At 41.0% G+C, this 16,074-nt stretch carries 19 protein-coding genes (1 of these 19 cut by a window edge); 18 read left to right on the forward strand and 1 reads right to left on the reverse strand.

Annotated elements, in window-relative coordinates; genetic code table 11:
* The 13 genes from csfB to rsmI form a co-directional block, all read left to right on the forward strand.
* Positions 1-176, forward strand: the 3' portion of a protein-coding gene (csfB, locus tag MKY10_RS00180) for an anti-sigma-G factor (RefSeq protein ID WP_003243294.1). Its footprint begins 19 nt before the window's first position; only the last 176 of its 195 coding nucleotides appear in the window; its start codon lies beyond the left edge, outside the window; its stop codon occupies positions 174-176.
* Between the two features lie 119 nt (positions 177-295).
* Positions 296-910: a 5-bromo-4-chloroindolyl phosphate hydrolysis family protein gene (locus MKY10_RS00185; RefSeq protein WP_015253019.1), complete on the forward strand. Its 615-nt coding sequence runs from the start codon at positions 296-298 to the stop codon at positions 908-910.
* 18 nt (positions 911-928) lie between these two features.
* The gene (locus MKY10_RS00190) at positions 929-2,089 is read left to right on the forward strand and encodes a toxic anion resistance protein (RefSeq protein WP_015253018.1); all 1,161 of its coding nucleotides are present in this window, start codon (positions 929-931) and stop codon (positions 2,087-2,089) included.
* Positions 2,090-2,170: 81 nt separating this feature from the next.
* Positions 2,171-3,613, forward strand: a complete 1,443-nt coding sequence (locus MKY10_RS00195; protein ID WP_033885429.1) for an aminotransferase class I/II-fold pyridoxal phosphate-dependent enzyme — start codon at positions 2,171-2,173, stop codon at positions 3,611-3,613.
* A complete protein-coding gene (gene tmk, locus MKY10_RS00200; RefSeq protein WP_015253015.1) occupies positions 3,610-4,248 on the forward strand; it encodes a dTMP kinase in 639 nt (212 codons plus the stop codon). The genes MKY10_RS00195 and tmk overlap by 4 nt, the downstream gene beginning before the upstream one ends.
* 73 nt (positions 4,249-4,321) lie before the next feature.
* Positions 4,322-4,651, forward strand: coding sequence for a cyclic di-AMP receptor DarA (darA, locus tag MKY10_RS00205; protein WP_003242755.1), 330 nt, complete (start codon positions 4,322-4,324; stop codon positions 4,649-4,651).
* A 12-nt stretch (positions 4,652-4,663) separates the two neighbouring features.
* Positions 4,664-5,104: a YaaR family protein gene (locus MKY10_RS00210; RefSeq protein WP_009966249.1), complete on the forward strand. Its 441-nt coding sequence runs from the start codon at positions 4,664-4,666 to the stop codon at positions 5,102-5,104.
* A gap of 11 nt (positions 5,105-5,115) precedes the next feature.
* A complete protein-coding gene (holB, locus tag MKY10_RS00215; protein ID WP_003226770.1) occupies positions 5,116-6,105 on the forward strand; it encodes a DNA polymerase III subunit delta' in 990 nt (329 codons plus the stop codon).
* Positions 6,106-6,107: 2 nt separating this feature from the next.
* A complete protein-coding gene (gene ricT, locus MKY10_RS00220; RefSeq protein WP_003226767.1) occupies positions 6,108-6,935 on the forward strand; it encodes a competence/sporulation regulator complex protein RicT in 828 nt (275 codons plus the stop codon).
* A gap of 14 nt (positions 6,936-6,949) precedes the next feature.
* Positions 6,950-7,309, forward strand: a complete 360-nt coding sequence (gene yabA, locus MKY10_RS00225) for a replication initiation-control protein YabA (RefSeq protein ID WP_003218308.1) — start codon at positions 6,950-6,952, stop codon at positions 7,307-7,309.
* A 58-nt stretch (positions 7,310-7,367) separates the two neighbouring features.
* Complete coding sequence (locus MKY10_RS00230) at positions 7,368-8,111, forward strand: tRNA1(Val) (adenine(37)-N6)-methyltransferase (RefSeq protein WP_003244526.1); 744 nt, start codon at positions 7,368-7,370, stop codon at positions 8,109-8,111.
* Entirely contained in the window at positions 8,098-8,397 is a 300-nt protein-coding gene (locus MKY10_RS00235; protein WP_046380716.1) for a GIY-YIG nuclease family protein, read from the forward strand. Before MKY10_RS00230 ends, MKY10_RS00235 begins: the two co-directional genes overlap by 14 nt.
* Positions 8,372-9,250 (forward strand): 16S rRNA (cytidine(1402)-2'-O)-methyltransferase, encoded by an 879-nt coding sequence (rsmI, locus tag MKY10_RS00240; RefSeq protein WP_046380717.1) that lies wholly within the window; start codon positions 8,372-8,374, stop codon positions 9,248-9,250. The genes MKY10_RS00235 and rsmI overlap by 26 nt, the downstream gene beginning before the upstream one ends.
* A 48-nt stretch (positions 9,251-9,298) precedes the next feature.
* Here rsmI and abrB read toward each other — a convergent pair whose 3' ends face one another.
* Positions 9,299-9,589: a transition state genes transcriptional regulator AbrB gene (gene abrB / locus MKY10_RS00245; RefSeq protein ID WP_003226760.1), complete on the reverse strand. Its 291-nt coding sequence runs from the start codon at positions 9,587-9,589 to the stop codon at positions 9,299-9,301.
* Between the two features lie 494 nt (positions 9,590-10,083).
* Here abrB and metG point away from each other — a divergent pair, with 494 nt between their 5' ends.
* The 5 genes from metG (at position 10,084) to rsmA (ending at position 15,970) form a co-directional block, all read left to right on the forward strand.
* Positions 10,084-12,078, forward strand: coding sequence for a methionine--tRNA ligase (gene metG / locus MKY10_RS00250; RefSeq protein ID WP_015382561.1), 1,995 nt, complete (start codon positions 10,084-10,086; stop codon positions 12,076-12,078).
* Between the two features lie 79 nt (positions 12,079-12,157).
* The gene (locus MKY10_RS00255) at positions 12,158-12,925 is read left to right on the forward strand and encodes a TatD family hydrolase (RefSeq protein WP_014475570.1); all 768 of its coding nucleotides are present in this window, start codon (positions 12,158-12,160) and stop codon (positions 12,923-12,925) included.
* Positions 12,926-13,080: 155 nt separating this feature from the next.
* Positions 13,081-14,394 carry a ubiquitin-like domain-containing protein gene (locus MKY10_RS00260; RefSeq protein ID WP_046380719.1) on the forward strand — a complete coding sequence of 438 codons (1,314 nt, stop codon included), beginning with the start codon at positions 13,081-13,083 and terminating at the stop codon, positions 14,392-14,394.
* Between the two features lie 144 nt (positions 14,395-14,538).
* On the forward strand, positions 14,539-15,099 hold the full coding sequence (rnmV, locus tag MKY10_RS00265; protein WP_032725229.1) for a ribonuclease M5: 561 nt from the start codon (positions 14,539-14,541) through the stop codon (positions 15,097-15,099).
* A complete protein-coding gene (gene rsmA, locus MKY10_RS00270; protein WP_015253009.1) occupies positions 15,092-15,970 on the forward strand; it encodes a 16S rRNA (adenine(1518)-N(6)/adenine(1519)-N(6))-dimethyltransferase RsmA in 879 nt (292 codons plus the stop codon). The genes rnmV and rsmA overlap by 8 nt, the downstream gene beginning before the upstream one ends.
* Positions 15,971-16,074 lie beyond the last annotated feature (104 nt).

The following is a 16,074-nucleotide window of genomic DNA, read 5'->3' on the forward strand; positions in this document are numbered from 1 at the left end:
TTAATCATACATGTGTGATTTGTGATCAAGAGAAGAATAGAGGCATTCATCTTTATACGAAATTCATATGCTTAGATTGTGAGAGAAAAGTAATTTCTACATCAACTTCTGATCCTGACTATGCGTTTTACGTAAAAAAACTAAAGAGCATTCATACACCGCCATTATATTCATAGACCTGAAAAGGTCTTTTTTTGTACTCTTAATAATAAAAAGAAGATGAAACTTGTTTAAGGATTGAACGTAGTAGATAATAATATTAAAACTGAGTATAGACACAGGAGTCGATTATCTCATGCAGAGATTTTTTCACTTTTTGATGTGGAGTTTAACTAGCAGTGCGACTTTTGTTTTCATTGGAATATTGAGCTTTTTTGGTTTAAACCAGTCGCTTTTTTTATCTATTGTTTATGGGCTTGCTTCTGGAGCAGCCGTATATATAGCTGGCATCTGGAATGCAAGACGGTTATTTCTTAAAAAGCATGAATTGACAGGAAGAGAGTATGCTTACATTAAGAAAAACTTAGAGGAAGCAAGGCAGAAAATGATCCGTCTTAGGAAAGCCTTGTTTCAGGCTAAAAGCATTCAAATGTTTAAGCAAAATGCAGAAATGCTAAGGATTGTGAGAAGGATTTATCTCCTCACCAAAAAAGAGCCAAAGCGGTTTTATCAGGCAGAACGATTTTTTTATCAAACTCTCGATTCGGTTGTTGAATTGACAGAGAAGTATGCTTTTCTATCATCTCACCCAAAAAAAAGCAAAGAACTGTCGATGTCGTTAAGTGAGACACGCATCACTCTTACTGAATTGACCAAGCGTTTAGAGGAAGATTTAACTCAAGCAATGGGTGATGAAATTGACGAGTTGCAGTTTGAATTAGACGCAGCAAAACATTCATTAAAGAAATAAGGGAAGAGGGTAAGAGCGATGAACCGAGACCAAAGCGACCTTCATATAGATGAATTATTGGCAGATCCTTTTGGTGGTAACATAGAGATACCAGGTTCGGAGGCTGTAAAAGCAGAGAAAGAGCAAGTACGGCTTGTTGATGTTCTTCCTGAGGAAAACAAGAAAAAAGCAATTCAGCTTGCTGGACAGATTGATCATAAAAATATGCAAAGCATTGTCTTATACGGTTCACAAGCTCAATCTAAACTGCTGAACTTTTCTCATGATATGATTAATCATGTTCAAAAGAAGGATGTCGGGGAGATTGGCGAAATACTTGGAGAGCTGATGAAAAAGCTGGAGCAAGTAAATCCTGATGATCTCCAATCTAAGAAAAAGGGTTTTTTGGCACGCATGTTTGGAAGAGTATCAAGTTCTCTTCAAGAGGTGCTGTCTAAATACCAAAAGACCAGTGTGCAGATAGACAAAATCAGCTTGAAGCTGGAGCACTCTAAAAATGCTTTAATTAGTGACAACAAGCTGTTAGAGCAGTTATATGAAAAAAATAAAGAATATTTTGCCGCGCTGAATGTTTATATTGCTGCAGGAGAACTGAAGCTGGAGGAATTAAAAACAAAAACGATTCCTGAACTGAAGCAACAGGCTGAATCGAGTGATCATAACCAAATGGCCGTTCAAGAGGTGAATGATTTAATTCAATTTGCTGACCGGTTAGATAAAAGGGTGCATGATTTGCTGCTGAGCAGGCAAATTACAATCCAAAGTGCACCGCAAATCAGGCTGATTCAAAACACAAACCAAGCGTTAGCAGAAAAGATTCAGTCATCCATTGTGACAGCGATTCCGCTATGGAAAAATCAAGTTGCCATTGCACTGACGCTTTTAAGGCAGCGCAATGCAGTGGATGCACAACAGAAAGTATCTGATACAACCAATGAGCTTTTGCTGAAAAATGCGGAGCTTTTAAAAAACAATACAATTGAAACTGCACGGGCAAATGAAAGAGGCCTTGTTGATATAGATACCTTGAAGAAGGTGCAGGAAAGTTTAATAAGCACGCTTGAAGAAACACTGACTATACAAGAAGAAGGACGAATCAAACGCCGTCAGGCAGAAGAAGAGCTCATGATGATGGAAGGCGACCTGAAGCAAAAGCTGATTACAATAAAGGAAAGATAGTTACCAGTAAGTCTGGCTTTAAGTTCTGTCAGAGGCACGATATAATAAGGTGTAAGAAGACACATTCAAAGGATTGTTTTCATGAACACACCTTTATATAAAGCATTAATTCAACATGCGAGAAGAAATTCTCATTCATTTCATGTTCCGGGACATCACAATGGAGATGTCTTTTTTGATGACGCTAAGTCAATATTCGATCCGCTTCTCACCATTGATGTAACTGAACTGGCAGGACTGGATGATCTCCATCATCCTTCTGGGGTGATTAAGGAAGCTCAGGAGCTTGCCAGTCAATTATATGGATCGGCGGAAAGTTTTTTTCTGGTAAATGGTACGACTGTCGGAAACTTAGCGATGATTTTATCTGTTTGTGAACCTGGTGATACAATTCTGGTTCAAAGAAACTGTCATAAATCTGTATTTCATGCTGTTGATTTGTCCGGTGCTGAGCCGGTTTATCTTGCACCTGACGTTGATTCAGCGATGCATGTGCCTACGCATGTTCCGCTTGGAACAATTAAAGAGGCCCTGGAAGCATATCCAGATGCGAAAGGCTTGGTACTTACCAATCCGACATATTACGGACATAGTGCTGATTTGACTGAGATCATTACTGAAGCCCATCATTACGGGATTCCTGTTTTGGTCGATGAAGCGCATGGCGCACATTTTATTTTAGGTGAGCCTTTTCCGGTCTCAGCTTTAAAAATGGGGGCAGATATTGTTGTTCAGTCGGCCCACAAAACGTTGCCTGCCATGACGATGGGTTCTTATTTGCATCTCAACAGCAGCTGCAGGATTAACAGGGATCGGGTGGCAGAGTATTTAAACCGATTACAAAGCAGCAGCCCGTCTTATCCGATTATGGCTTCGTTAGATATTGCCCGCGCTTATGTACAGCATATTATAGAAGAACAAAAGCTTTCTGACATTCTGCAGCGGATACAAACACTTAAACAAACGTTTGATTCACTTACAAATGCTGAAGCTGTTAACCCTGCTAATCCACTGATCATCACGGACCCGCTGAAGCTCACAATTCGTTCAAAACGCGGGCATTCTGGCTATACGCTGCAAAGCATATTAGAGCGTGCCAACATATTCACTGAGCTTGCTGATGAAAATCAAGTTCTGCTCGTTCTCCCATTGGGAGGAAAACGGAGAATAAACGGTGAAACCATTAGAAGCATCGATGAAGAGATTGAGAAAACGCCTCCGGATCAGACGTTTGTTTCTGCAGAATGGGGTGTGCAGCCTGTTACTGTCTTGCCTTATCCAAAAAAGGTCTTACATTCGTTTAAGAAAGAATATGTGAGCTTTGAGGAAGCAGCTGGCCGGCTGAATGCAGAAGATATCATCCCTTATCCTCCGGGTATCCCGATGATTATGGCGGGAGAAAGAATAACAAAAGAAAGTGTGCAAAAGCTCAGCCGCTTGATCAGCATGAAAACGCATGTTCAAGGGAATATGAAAATCAAAGAGAAACAACTACTTGTTTATATAGAAGAGGAGAAATCATGAGCGGTTTATTTATTACATTCGAAGGTCCTGAAGGTGCAGGAAAAACGACTGTTCTGCAGGAGATCAAAAACATACTGACAGCAGAAGGCCTTCAGGTTATGGCAACTCGAGAGCCAGGCGGAATAGATATTGCAGAACAAATTCGAGAGGTTATTCTGAATGAGAACAACACATTAATGGACCCAAAAACAGAAGCTCTCTTATATGCGGCTGCAAGGCGCCAGCATTTAGTTGAAAAAGTAAAACCTGCTTTAGAACAGGGGTTTATCGTTCTTTGCGACAGATTTATAGACAGTTCTCTTGCGTATCAAGGATATGCAAGAGGACTTGGAATTGATGAGGTTCTGTCGATTAATGAATTTGCCATTGGAGATATGATGCCCCATGTAACGGTTTATTTTTCAATTGATCCGGAAGAAGGACTGAAGCGTATTTACGCAAACGGCTCACGGGAGAAAAACAGGCTCGATTTAGAAAAACTGGACTTTCATACAAAAGTACAAGAAGGTTATCAAGAGCTGATGAAGCGATTTCCGGAAAGATTTCATTCAGTTGATGCCGGGCAATCCAAAGACCTCGTCGTTCAGGATGTTCTAAAGGTGATCGATGAAGCGTTGAAAAAAATTCAATTGTGACCTGTTTCCCAATAGTTGATATAATAATGTAAACGAGATCACGTTGTTTCCAATCTAAAGGAGGCCTTCACAGATGAAATTGATAGTGGCAGTTGTACAAGATCAGGACAGCAACAGACTTTTGAAAACCTTAACGGATCACAACTTCAGAGTCACAAAGCTTGCGACGACAGGAGGATTTCTTAAATCAGGCAATACAACGTTTATGATCGGTGTCGAGGATATACGCGTCAATAAAGCGTTGAGTCTCATTAAAGAAAACGGGCAGAAACGTGATCAGATGATTGCCCCTGTATCTCCAATGGGCGGAAATGCTGATTCCTATGTCCCTTATCCAGTCGAAGTTGAAGTTGGCGGAGCGACAGTATTTGTCCTTCCAGTCGATGAATTTCATCAATTTTAAGGATCTGAAACTGTGAAAATTAATAAAGATATACGTACATTTATAGATAATAAGCAGATTCCCTCTGTGAAAACATCTGAGATCACAGCATCGTTTAAAACATCAATGGAAAACCAAAGCAGCAAAATGAAGCTTGATCAGCTTACCAGGCTGTTATCTGATATAGAGGCATTCGGAAAAAGGCTAACGAAATCTCGGAATTTTAAAGACTTAGCGAGATTTAAAGGACTTGTGAAACGTTTTGTCAAAGAAGCTGTGGACAGCGGCCTTTCACATGAAACATCGAAAAGCTTTGACCTTTATGGGAACAGCAGAACGCTGGGACTTGTGAAAGAAATAGATGACAAATTGATACAGCTTACGGAAGAGATGATGGATCAGGAAAAACCGGCAATTGATTTGCTGGAGCGTATTGGCGAAATAAAAGGTTTATTAATTAACCTTTACACATAGAGAGTGATACAATGGCAATATCCTGGAAGGAAATGAACGAGCTTCAGCCCAGAGTGATGAAGCTTTTATATAATAGTATTGAGAAGGACAGACTATCACACGCTTATTTGTTTGAGGGGAAAAAAGGAACAGGCAAGCTTGATGCCGCGCTGCTTCTTGCAAAAAGCTTCTTTTGTCTGGAGGATGGCGCGGAGCCTTGTGAGAGCTGCCGAAACTGTAAACGGATAGAGTCAGGGAACCATCCTGATCTCCATCTTGTTCAGCCTGATGGCTTATCAATCAAAAAGGCGCAAATTCAAGCGCTCCAAGAAGAGTTTTCTAAGACAGGACTTGAATCGCATAAAAAGCTGTATATTATTTCGCACGCAGATCAAATGACAGCAAATGCGGCGAACAGCCTGCTGAAATTTTTAGAAGAACCGAACAAAGACACAATGGCCGTCCTCATCACTGAGCAGCCCCAAAGGTTATTGGATACCATCATTTCAAGATGCCAAACCCTTCCTTTTCAGCCTTTGCAGCCGAAAGCAATTGAAGACAGACTGATCGAACAGGACGTCTCGCCTCATATGGCAAGGCTTCTGGCCAACATGACTAATAATGTAGCAGAAGCAGTCGAATTAAGTCGAAATGATGAGTTTGCAGAGTCTAGAGCGAAAGTGATAAAATTGTATGAAGTCCTACACCAGCGGAAAGGACATGCTTTTTTCTTTATTCAAGATCAATGGATGCCCTTTTTCAAAGAAAAAACCCATCAAGAAATGGGTCTTGATATGCTCTTATTGATATATCGTGATGTGTTGTCCATCCAAATAGGAAATGAAGATAAATTGATTTATCAAGACTTATTCCAATCAATAAAACAGCATGCGCTACAATCAACACAACAAAGCGTTACGAATCAGATACTTGCTGTTTTAGAAGCAAAGAAACGGCTTCATTCCAATGTGAATGTACAAGGATTAATGGAGCACTTGGTGTTAATGTTGCAGGAGGGATAAGCTTGTACAATGTAATTGGTGTCCGCTTTAAGAAAGCGGGTAAAATATATTATTTTGATCCGAATGGATTTCATATAGAACATGACAGCTGCGTAATTGTAGAAACTGTCAGAGGCGTTGAGTACGGCCAGGTCGTAATTGCAAATAAACAGGTGGATGAGCATGATGTGGTGCTTCCCCTTCGAAAAGTGATACGTGTAGCTGACGAGCGCGATCTTCTCATTGTAGAAGAAAATAAACAGGAAGCACTATCAGCATTTGATATCTGCCAAAAGAAAGTGATTGAGCATGGCTTGGATATGAAGCTGGTCGATGTTGAATTCACGTTTGATCGCAATAAAGTCATTTTTTACTTCACTGCTGACGGCCGAGTCGACTTTAGAGAGCTTGTAAAGGATTTGGCTTCTATCTTTAAGACAAGAATTGAGCTGCGCCAAATCGGAGTGAGGGATGAGGCAAAAATGCTCGGAGGAATCGGTCCTTGCGGAAGAATGCTTTGCTGTTCAACGTTTCTTGGAGATTTTGAACCCGTTTCCATTAAAATGGCCAAGGATCAGAACTTGTCTTTAAATCCTACGAAGATTTCGGGCCTTTGCGGACGATTGATGTGCTGTCTAAAATATGAGAACGATGAGTATGAGACGGCAAAAGAACAGCTTCCGGATATAGGAGAAATGATTACGACAGCAAACGGTCCCGCGAAGGTCGTCGGACTAAATATTCTGGAACGGGTGCTTCAGGTGGAACTGATAAACCGTGAAAAAGTGATAGAATATACTTGGGAAGAGCTCTTGGAAGAGGGCGTCGTATCCGCACAAACCACAGATTAACGAGGTGTGGAACCTTGGATAAAAAAGAGTTATTTGATACAGTCATTAACTTAGAAGAACAAATTGGTTCACTGTACCGGCAGCTGGGGGATTTGAAGCAGCATATCGGTGAGATGATTGAGGAAAATCATCATTTACAGCTTGAAAACAAGCATTTGCGCAAACGGCTGGACGATACGACGCAGCAGATTGAAAAGTTCAAAGCTGATAAAAAAGAATCAAAAACACAGAAGACAGAGCAAACTGATATAGGGGAAGGATATGATAATCTGGCACGTCTGTATCAAGAAGGATTTCATATCTGCAATGTCCACTATGGAAGTGTTCGAAAAGAGGATTGTCTTTTCTGTCTGTCATTCTTAAATAAAAAATAGGGAAAAGGCTTCCGCATAAGACGGGAGCCTTTTTCAAAGGTACTGAAAGGATAAGAAGATGGTTTCATTACATGATGATGAAAGATTAGATTATTTGCTGGCAGAGGACATGAAAATCATACAAAGCCCAACAGTGTTTGCTTTTTCGTTGGACGCTGTGCTTCTGTCCAAATTTGCATACGTTCCGATTCAAAAAGGGAAAATCGTTGATTTATGCACCGGCAATGGTATTGTGCCGCTGCTGCTCAGTACAAGATCAAAAGCAGACATTCTGGGAGTCGAAATACAAGAAAGGCTGCATGATATGGCTGTTCGCAGCGTGGAGTATAATAAGCTGGATGATCAGATCCAGATCATACATGATGACCTGAAAAACATGCCGGAGAAACTTGGACATAATCGATATGATGTTGTCACCTGCAATCCGCCGTATTTTAAAACGCCGAAACAAACTGAACAAAACATGAACGAGCATCTCCGAATCGCAAGACATGAAATCCACTGCACATTGGAGGATGTCATTTCAGTCAGCAGCAAGCTGCTCAAGCAAGGGGGAAAAGCAGCTCTTGTTCACCGGCCGGGAAGGCTTCTGGAGATTTTTGAACTGATGAAGGCTTATCAAATCGAGCCAAAACGTGTACAATTTGTCTATCCGAAGCAAGGGAAAGAAGCCAATACCATTTTGGTTGAAGGTATTAAAGGCGGGCGTCCGGATTTGAAAATTCTTCCTCCCTTATTCGTTTATGATGAACAAAATGAATATACAAAAGAAATCAGGACCATTTTATATGGAGACAAATAACCATTTCTTCTACGTCGTGAAATGTAAGGACAATAGCTGGTATGCCGGATATACCAACGATCTGCATAAACGAGTGAAAACGCACAATGATGGAAAGGGCGCAAAGTACACAAAAGTAAGACGTCCGGTTGAATTAATTTTTGCCGAGAGCTTTTCAACAAAGCGGGAAGCTATGCAGGCGGAATATTATTTCAAAAAACTAACTCGGAAGAAAAAAGAGCTTTATATAGAAGAAAAGCGGAAAGGCAAGGAGGCTGTATATGTTAAGGCGCCAAATGAGCTTTAATGGAAAGTCGGACATGGGGATTCTTTACTTGGTCCCAACCCCAATCGGAAATCTAGAGGATATGACATTCCGGGCGATCGACACGCTGAAATCGGTGGATGCGATTGCTGCGGAAGATACGAGGCAAACGAAAAAGCTTTGTCATGTATATGAAATTGAAACACCGCTCGTCAGCTATCACGAACACAATAAAGAAAGCAGTGGGCACAAAATTATTGAATGGCTGAAGTCGGGAAAAAACATTGCTCTTGTCAGTGATGCCGGTCTGCCGACGATTTCTGATCCCGGAGCGGAAATTGTAAAGGATTTTACGGATATAGGCGGTTATGTTGTTCCGTTGCCGGGAGCAAATGCCGCATTAACAGCTCTTATTGCTTCAGGTATTGTACCGCAGCCTTTTTTCTTTTACGGTTTTCTCAACAGACAGAAAAAAGAAAAGAAGAAGGAGCTTGAAGCCCTTAAAAAACGGCGGGAAACGATCATTTTTTATGAAGCGCCTCACAGATTGAAGGAAACCTTGTCAGCGATGGCAGAGATATTAGGAGATCGGGAAATTGCTGTAACGCGTGAACTCACTAAGAAATATGAAGAGTTTATCCGAGGAACGATATCCGAGGTCATTGGATGGGCAAACGAGGATCAGATACGCGGCGAGTTTTGTCTTGTTGTAGAAGGAAGTAATAATGAAGAGATAGATGAGGAAGAACAATGGTGGGAAACCCTCACTGCGAAAGAACATGTCGAGCATTACATCTCGAAAGGCGCTACGTCTAAAGAAGCCATTAAAAAAGCAGCAGTCGATCGCAATGTACCAAAGCGTGAAGTGTACGATGCTTACCATATTAAGCAATAAAAAAACGTTCTTGTGTCATAACAAGAACGTTTTTTGTACAAGAAATGATTATTTAAGGTTTTGAAGCTGGTTTTGGATTTCGCTGATGATTTGCTCAGCGCCTTCTTTACTAAGAACCAATTTACCGCCTGCAAGTTTAAGGTTATCATCAGAAACTTCACCAGTTACTTGGCAAGTCATGTTTGGTTTATATTTTTTAAGGATGATTTTTTCATCATCAACATAGATTTCAAGAGCATCTTTTTCTGCGATTCCAAGAGTACGACGCAGTTCGATAGGAATAACTACACGTCCTAATTCATCAACTTTACGTACAATACCAGTAGATTTCATAAACATTCTCCTCCCAAGAGATACTTATTTGTTTAAATTATATTTTTCTTCGTCATTATTCGACAAAATCCTTACCTTCATAGCATAACAAGGTTTCCAATAATCGTCAATCATTTTGTTTACTATTGATTGTAAGAATTAGTTCTTATAGTCAGTAATGTCTTAGAAACTACCGAAATAACAGCATTTTATAAATATTTAATAAAGCTATTATCCTACTAAAAATCCTTTTAAATCAAGACTTTCGAACCAAAGTTTTTTATTTCATTTGATTATATACGACAAAATTCGACACGAACAGACTTTTTTTATTTTCATTAAAGATTTTTAATTTTAATTATTCTTTTTCAGGGCGTATGTATATATTCTTGATCTTAAAGGCTAAGATGGTATCATAGATAAAGGATAAATATAAATAATATTCATATATGATTTGCACTTATCGCCGCTCTCGTCCTTTGGGCGGGAGCTTTTTGACATTCTGATTAGGAGGTTTCAAGATGCCGCAAGAAAACAATACATTTTACATTACAACACCGATTTATTATCCGAGCGGAAAATTACATATCGGCCATGCATATACGACAGTCGCGGGAGATGCAATGGCACGTTACAAAAGATTAAAAGGGTTCGATGTTCGCTATTTAACGGGAACGGACGAGCATGGACAAAAGATCCAGCAAAAAGCTGAACAGGAAAACATTACACCTCAGGAGTATGTGGATCGTGCAGCGGCAGATATTCAAAAACTGTGGAAGCAGCTTGAAATCTCAAACGACGACTTTATCCGCACAACAGAAAAACGGCATAAAGTTGTCATTGAAAAAGTGTTTCAAAAGCTTCTTGATAACGGGGACATCTATCTTGATGAGTATGAAGGCTGGTACAGCATCCCTGATGAAACGTTCTACACGGAAACTCAGCTCGTTGATATTGAGCGGAATGAAAAGGGAGAGGTCATCGGCGGAAAAAGCCCTGACAGCGGTCACCCAGTTGAATTGATCAAAGAGGAATCTTATTTCTTCCGCATGGGGAAATACGCGGATCGACTTCTGAAATACTATGAAGAAAACCCGACATTCATTCAGCCAGAATCACGCAAAAACGAAATGATTAATAACTTTATCAAACCTGGACTTGAGGATTTGGCAGTATCACGTACCACTTTTGATTGGGGCGTGAAGGTGCCGGAAAATCCAAAGCATGTTGTATATGTTTGGATTGACGCACTATTTAACTATTTAACGGCACTCGGTTATGATACAGAAAATGATGAGCTTTATCAAAAATATTGGCCTGCCGATGTTCATTTAGTCGGTAAGGAGATTGTACGATTCCATACTATTTACTGGCCAATTATGCTGATGGCGCTGGATCTTCCGCTGCCAAAGCAAGTATTCGCGCATGGATGGCTTTTGATGAAAGACGGAAAAATGTCGAAATCAAAAGGAAACGTTGTAGATCCGGTTACATTAATTGAACGCTATGGTTTAGACGAACTTCGCTATTACTTGCTTCGCGAAGTGCCGTTCGGATCAGACGGTGTTTTCACGCCGGAAGGATTTGTTGAGCGAATCAACTATGATTTAGCGAATGATTTAGGAAATCTATTGAATCGTACTGTTGCGATGATCAATAAGTATTTTGACGGACAAATTGGTTCTTACAAAGGTGCTGTTACGGAATTTGACCAAACGCTCACTTCTGTTGCTGAAGAAACAGTGAAAGCTTATGAGAAAGCAATGGAAAATATGGAGTTCTCGGTAGCACTTTCGACTTTATGGCAGCTCATCAGCCGCACAAACAAATACATTGACGAGACAGCTCCATGGGTGCTTGCGAAAGATCCGGCAAAAGAAGAAGAATTGCGATCAGTTATGTATCATCTCGCTGAATCATTGCGTATTTCAGCGGTACTGCTTCAGCCATTCTTAACAAAAACACCTGAAAAAATGTTCGAGCAGCTGGGCATTACTGATGAATCTTTAAAAGCTTGGGACAGCATTACAACTTTCGGCCAGCTGAAAGATACAAAAGTACAAAAAGGCGAGCCATTGTTCCCTCGTTTAGAGGCAGAAGAAGAAATTGCTTACATCAAAGGGAAAATGCAAGGTTCAGCACCAGCGAAAGAAGAAACAAAAGAAGAAGAGCCTCAAGAGGTCGATCGTTTACCTGAAATTACGATTGATCAATTTATGGATGTAGAGCTTCGCGTAGCTGAGGTCATTGAGGCAGAGCCAGTGAAAAAAGCAGACCGTTTATTGAAGCTGCAGCTTGATCTTGGTTTTGAAAAGCGCCAAGTGGTATCCGGCATTGCGAAGCATTATACGCCTGAAGAGCTTGTTGGAAAAAAACTCGTTTGTGTAACAAATCTAAAACCGGTTAAACTCAGAGGAGAGCTTTCTCAAGGTATGATCCTTGCAGGAGAAGCAGACGGCGTTTTAAAGGTCGTGTCTATCGATCAGTCGTTACCAAAAGGCACAAGAATTAAATAATGATAAAACAAAAGGTGTTTCACGTGTAACAATTCGTCGAACACCTTTTGTGTTTCGACAAGAAAGGAGTTTTTCACTTATGTTGTTTGACACACACGCGCATTTAAATGCAGAACAATATGATACTGATCTTGAAGAGGTTATTGAACGGGCAAAAGCTGAAAAAGTTGAACGAATTGTCGTAGTTGGTTTTGACCGTCCGACGATTACCCGTGCGATGGAAATGATTGAGGAATATGATTTTATTTATGCAGCCATTGGCTGGCACCCTGTTGACGCTATTGACATGACAGAGGAAGACTTAGCGTGGATTAAAGAGCTTTCTGCTCATGAGAAAGTGGTAGCGATAGGGGAAATGGGACTGGATTATCATTGGGATAAATCACCTAAAGATATTCAAAAAGAGGTGTTTAGAAAACAAATCGCCTTAGCGAAAGAGGTCAATTTGCCTATTATCATTCATAACCGTGATGCAACGGAGGATGTCGTGACCATTTTAAAAGAGGAAGGCGCAGAAGCTGTGGGCGGAATCATGCACTGCTTTACAGGAAGTGCGGAAGTGGCAAGAGAATGCATGAAAATGAATTTTTATTTATCATTTGGGGGACCGGTGACATTTAAAAATGCGAAGAAACCGAAGGAAGTAGTGAAGGAAATTCCCAATGACCGGCTGCTGATTGAAACGGACTGCCCGTTTCTCACACCGCACCCTTTCCGCGGGAAAAGAAATGAGCCAAGCTATGTGAAATATGTGGCAGAACAAATCGCCGAATTAAAAGAAATGACCTTTGAAGAGATTGCTTCCATCACGACTGAAAATGCGAAAAGACTTTTCCGTATAAACTGACAAAAAACGCTAGCGGGTTTTGTAAGAGCTTGTCCCTTACAGCGTTTTTCTATAAAAGTTCTACATGCTTTCTTCTCCTCATAGGATAGGTTTGTCGACAAGTCTTTCTTCCGTTTCTCAGTGTATTTCAGGATAATGAAGAGGACACTGAGCTTTTGGGAGAAAGAGAAGGGAGGGTTGACAGCCTTTTAGATACTCTATATAATCTCTCCGAGGAGAAGGAGGCGTTTTTCATCACACAAAAAATGAAAAAGCTGTTTTCCGTAAAGCTTAGCAAAAGCAAAGTCATTCTGGTTGCTGCTTGTTTGCTTTTGGCAGGAAGCGGGACTGCGTACGCGGCTCATGAGCTGACGAAACAATCAGTCTCAGTTTCTATCAATGGCAAAAAGAAACATATACGCACACATGCAAATACAGTCGGTGATCTTTTGGAGACGCTTGATATAAAGACAAGAGACGAAGACAAGATCACACCTGCTAAACAGACAAAGATAACAGCAGACATGGACGTTGTGTATGAGGCTGCAAAACCTGTGAAGCTTACAATAAACGGGGAAGAAAAGACGTTATGGTCAACAGCAAAAACGGTCGGTGCATTACTGGACGAACAAGATGTTGATGTGAAAGAACAAGATCAAATTGATCCCGCAATAGATACAGATATTTCGAAAGACATGAAGATTAACATAGAGCCCGCATTTCAGGTTACTGTGAATGATGCAGGGAAACAAAAGAAGATCTGGACGACTTCGACTACGGTCGCTGACTTTTTAAAACAGCAAAAGATGAACATAAAAGACGAAGATAAAATCAAGCCTGCGTTAGATGCAAAGCTGACGAAAGGAAAGGCTGATATTACAATTACTCGTATCGAAAAGGTCACCGATGTAGTTGAAGAGAAGATTGCGTACGATGTGAAAAAGCAAGAAGACGCTTCTCTTGAAAAAGGGAAAGAAAAGGTCGTCCAAAAAGGAAAAGAAGGCAAGCTAAAAAAACATTTCGAAGTCGTTAAAGAAAACGGTAAAGAAGTGTCCAGAGAGCTTGTAAAAGAAGAAACAGCTGAACAAAGCAAAGATAAAGTGATTGCTGTCGGCACAAAGCAAAGCAGTCCAAAAGTTGAAACGGTCAGTGCTTCAGGTGATTCAAAAACAGTTGTGTCCCGCAGCAATGAATCAACAGGCAAAGTCATGACTGTATCATCTACGGCTTATACGGCAAGCTGCAGCGGTTGTTCAGGACATACAGCGACAGGCGTCAATTTAAAAAATAATCCGAATGCCAAAGTCATCGCTGTGGATCCAAATGTCATTCCGCTAGGCTCCAAAGTCCACGTGGAAGGCTATGGATATGCTATTGCTGCAGATACCGGTTCAGCGATTAAAGGGAACAAGATAGACGTCTTTTTCCCAGAGAAATCATCGGCGTACCGATGGGGAAATAAAACAGTCAAAATTAAAATCTTAAATTAGTATATACTTATGTATTCAGAGGGTTTTGCGCCCTCTGTTTTTTTCGTTATAATAGACAAAGTGCATTTTCTGCTTATTAGACGCTCGACATAAGAAAAAGTTTCATGAATATACAAAAGTTTTTATTTTGTCTTGGAGGAAATAATGAAAATTAAAGAGATCATTGTGGTCGAGGGGCGTGATGATACGGCCCGCATCAAATTGGCTGTTGATGCAGACACAATTGAAACAAATGGTTCAGCCATCGATGATCATGTGATTGACCAAATCCGTTTGGCCCAGAAGACCAGAGGCGTCATTGTTTTAACGGATCCGGACTTTCCGGGAGAGAAGATTCGCAAAACCATCTCAGAGGCTGTACCCGGCTGTAAGCATGCATTTTTGCCAAAACATCTTGCCAAACCTAAAAACAAGCGGGGAATTGGTGTGGAGCATGCATCGGTTGAAAGTATTAGGGCATGTTTAGAAAATGTGCATGAGGAGATGGAAGCGCAGCCGAGTGACATTTCAGCTGAGGATTTGATTCATGCCGGACTAATAGGCGGACCTGCGGCCAAACGCCGCCGGGAACGACTGGGTGATCTGTTGAAAATCGGCTATACAAATGGCAAACAGCTTCAAAAGCGGCTGCAAATGTTTCAAATTAAAAAAAGTGATTTTATGAGTGCGCTCGATACCGTTATGCGGGAGGAACAGAATGAATAAAGATATTGCGACACCGATTAGAACAAAAGAGATACTGAAGAAATACGGTTTTTCTTTTAAAAAGAGCCTAGGACAGAATTTCTTAATTGATACGAACATTTTAAACAGAATTGTCGATCACGCGGAAGTGACGGAGAAAACAGGTGTCATTGAAATCGGCCCGGGAATCGGGGCTTTAACCGAACAGCTTGCCAAGCGGGCGAAAAAGGTCGTGGCATTTGAGATTGACCAGCGATTATTGCCGATTCTGAAGGATACGCTGTCACCTTACGACAATGTTACTGTCATTCATCATGACGTGTTAAAGGCTGATGTCAAATCGGTCATTGAAGAACAATTTCAAGATTGTGATGAGATCATGGTAGTTGCCAACCTTCCTTATTACGTAACAACACCGATTATCATGAAACTGCTTGAAGAACATCTTCCGCTGAAAGGGATTGTGGTCATGCTGCAAAAAGAAGTGGCTGAGCGCATGGCGGCTGATCCTTCATCTAAGGAATACGGCTCGCTTTCAATCGCGGTGCAGTTTTATACAGAAGCCAAAACGGTGATGATCGTTCCGAAAACCGTATTTGTTCCTCAGCCTAATGTCGATTCCGCAGTCATCCGTCTGATTCTCCGAGACGGCCCGGCAGTGGACGTGGAAAACGAATCCTTTTTCTTTCAGCTCATCAAGGCAAGCTTTGCACAGCGCCGTAAAACGCTGCTCAATAACTTAGTTAACAATCTGCCTGAAGGAAAAGCGCAAAAATCAACGATTGAGCAAGTGCTCGAAGAAACAAATATTGACGGTAAGCGCCGAGGTGAATCCCTGTCTATTGAGGAGTTCGCAGCGCTGTCTAACGGATTGTATAAAGCCCTTTTCTAAAAGGGCTTTTTGTTTTGCGCACCACATGGACTGCCGCTACATAGGCTAGAGAAGGACCTTTCATTCAATGATAAGAAAAAACTTGGACTCAGCGAAAAAAGGCG

This window comes from Bacillus sp. FSL P4-0290, assembly GCF_037975435.1.
Classification (GTDB): domain Bacteria; phylum Bacillota; class Bacilli; order Bacillales; family Bacillaceae; genus Bacillus; species Bacillus subtilis.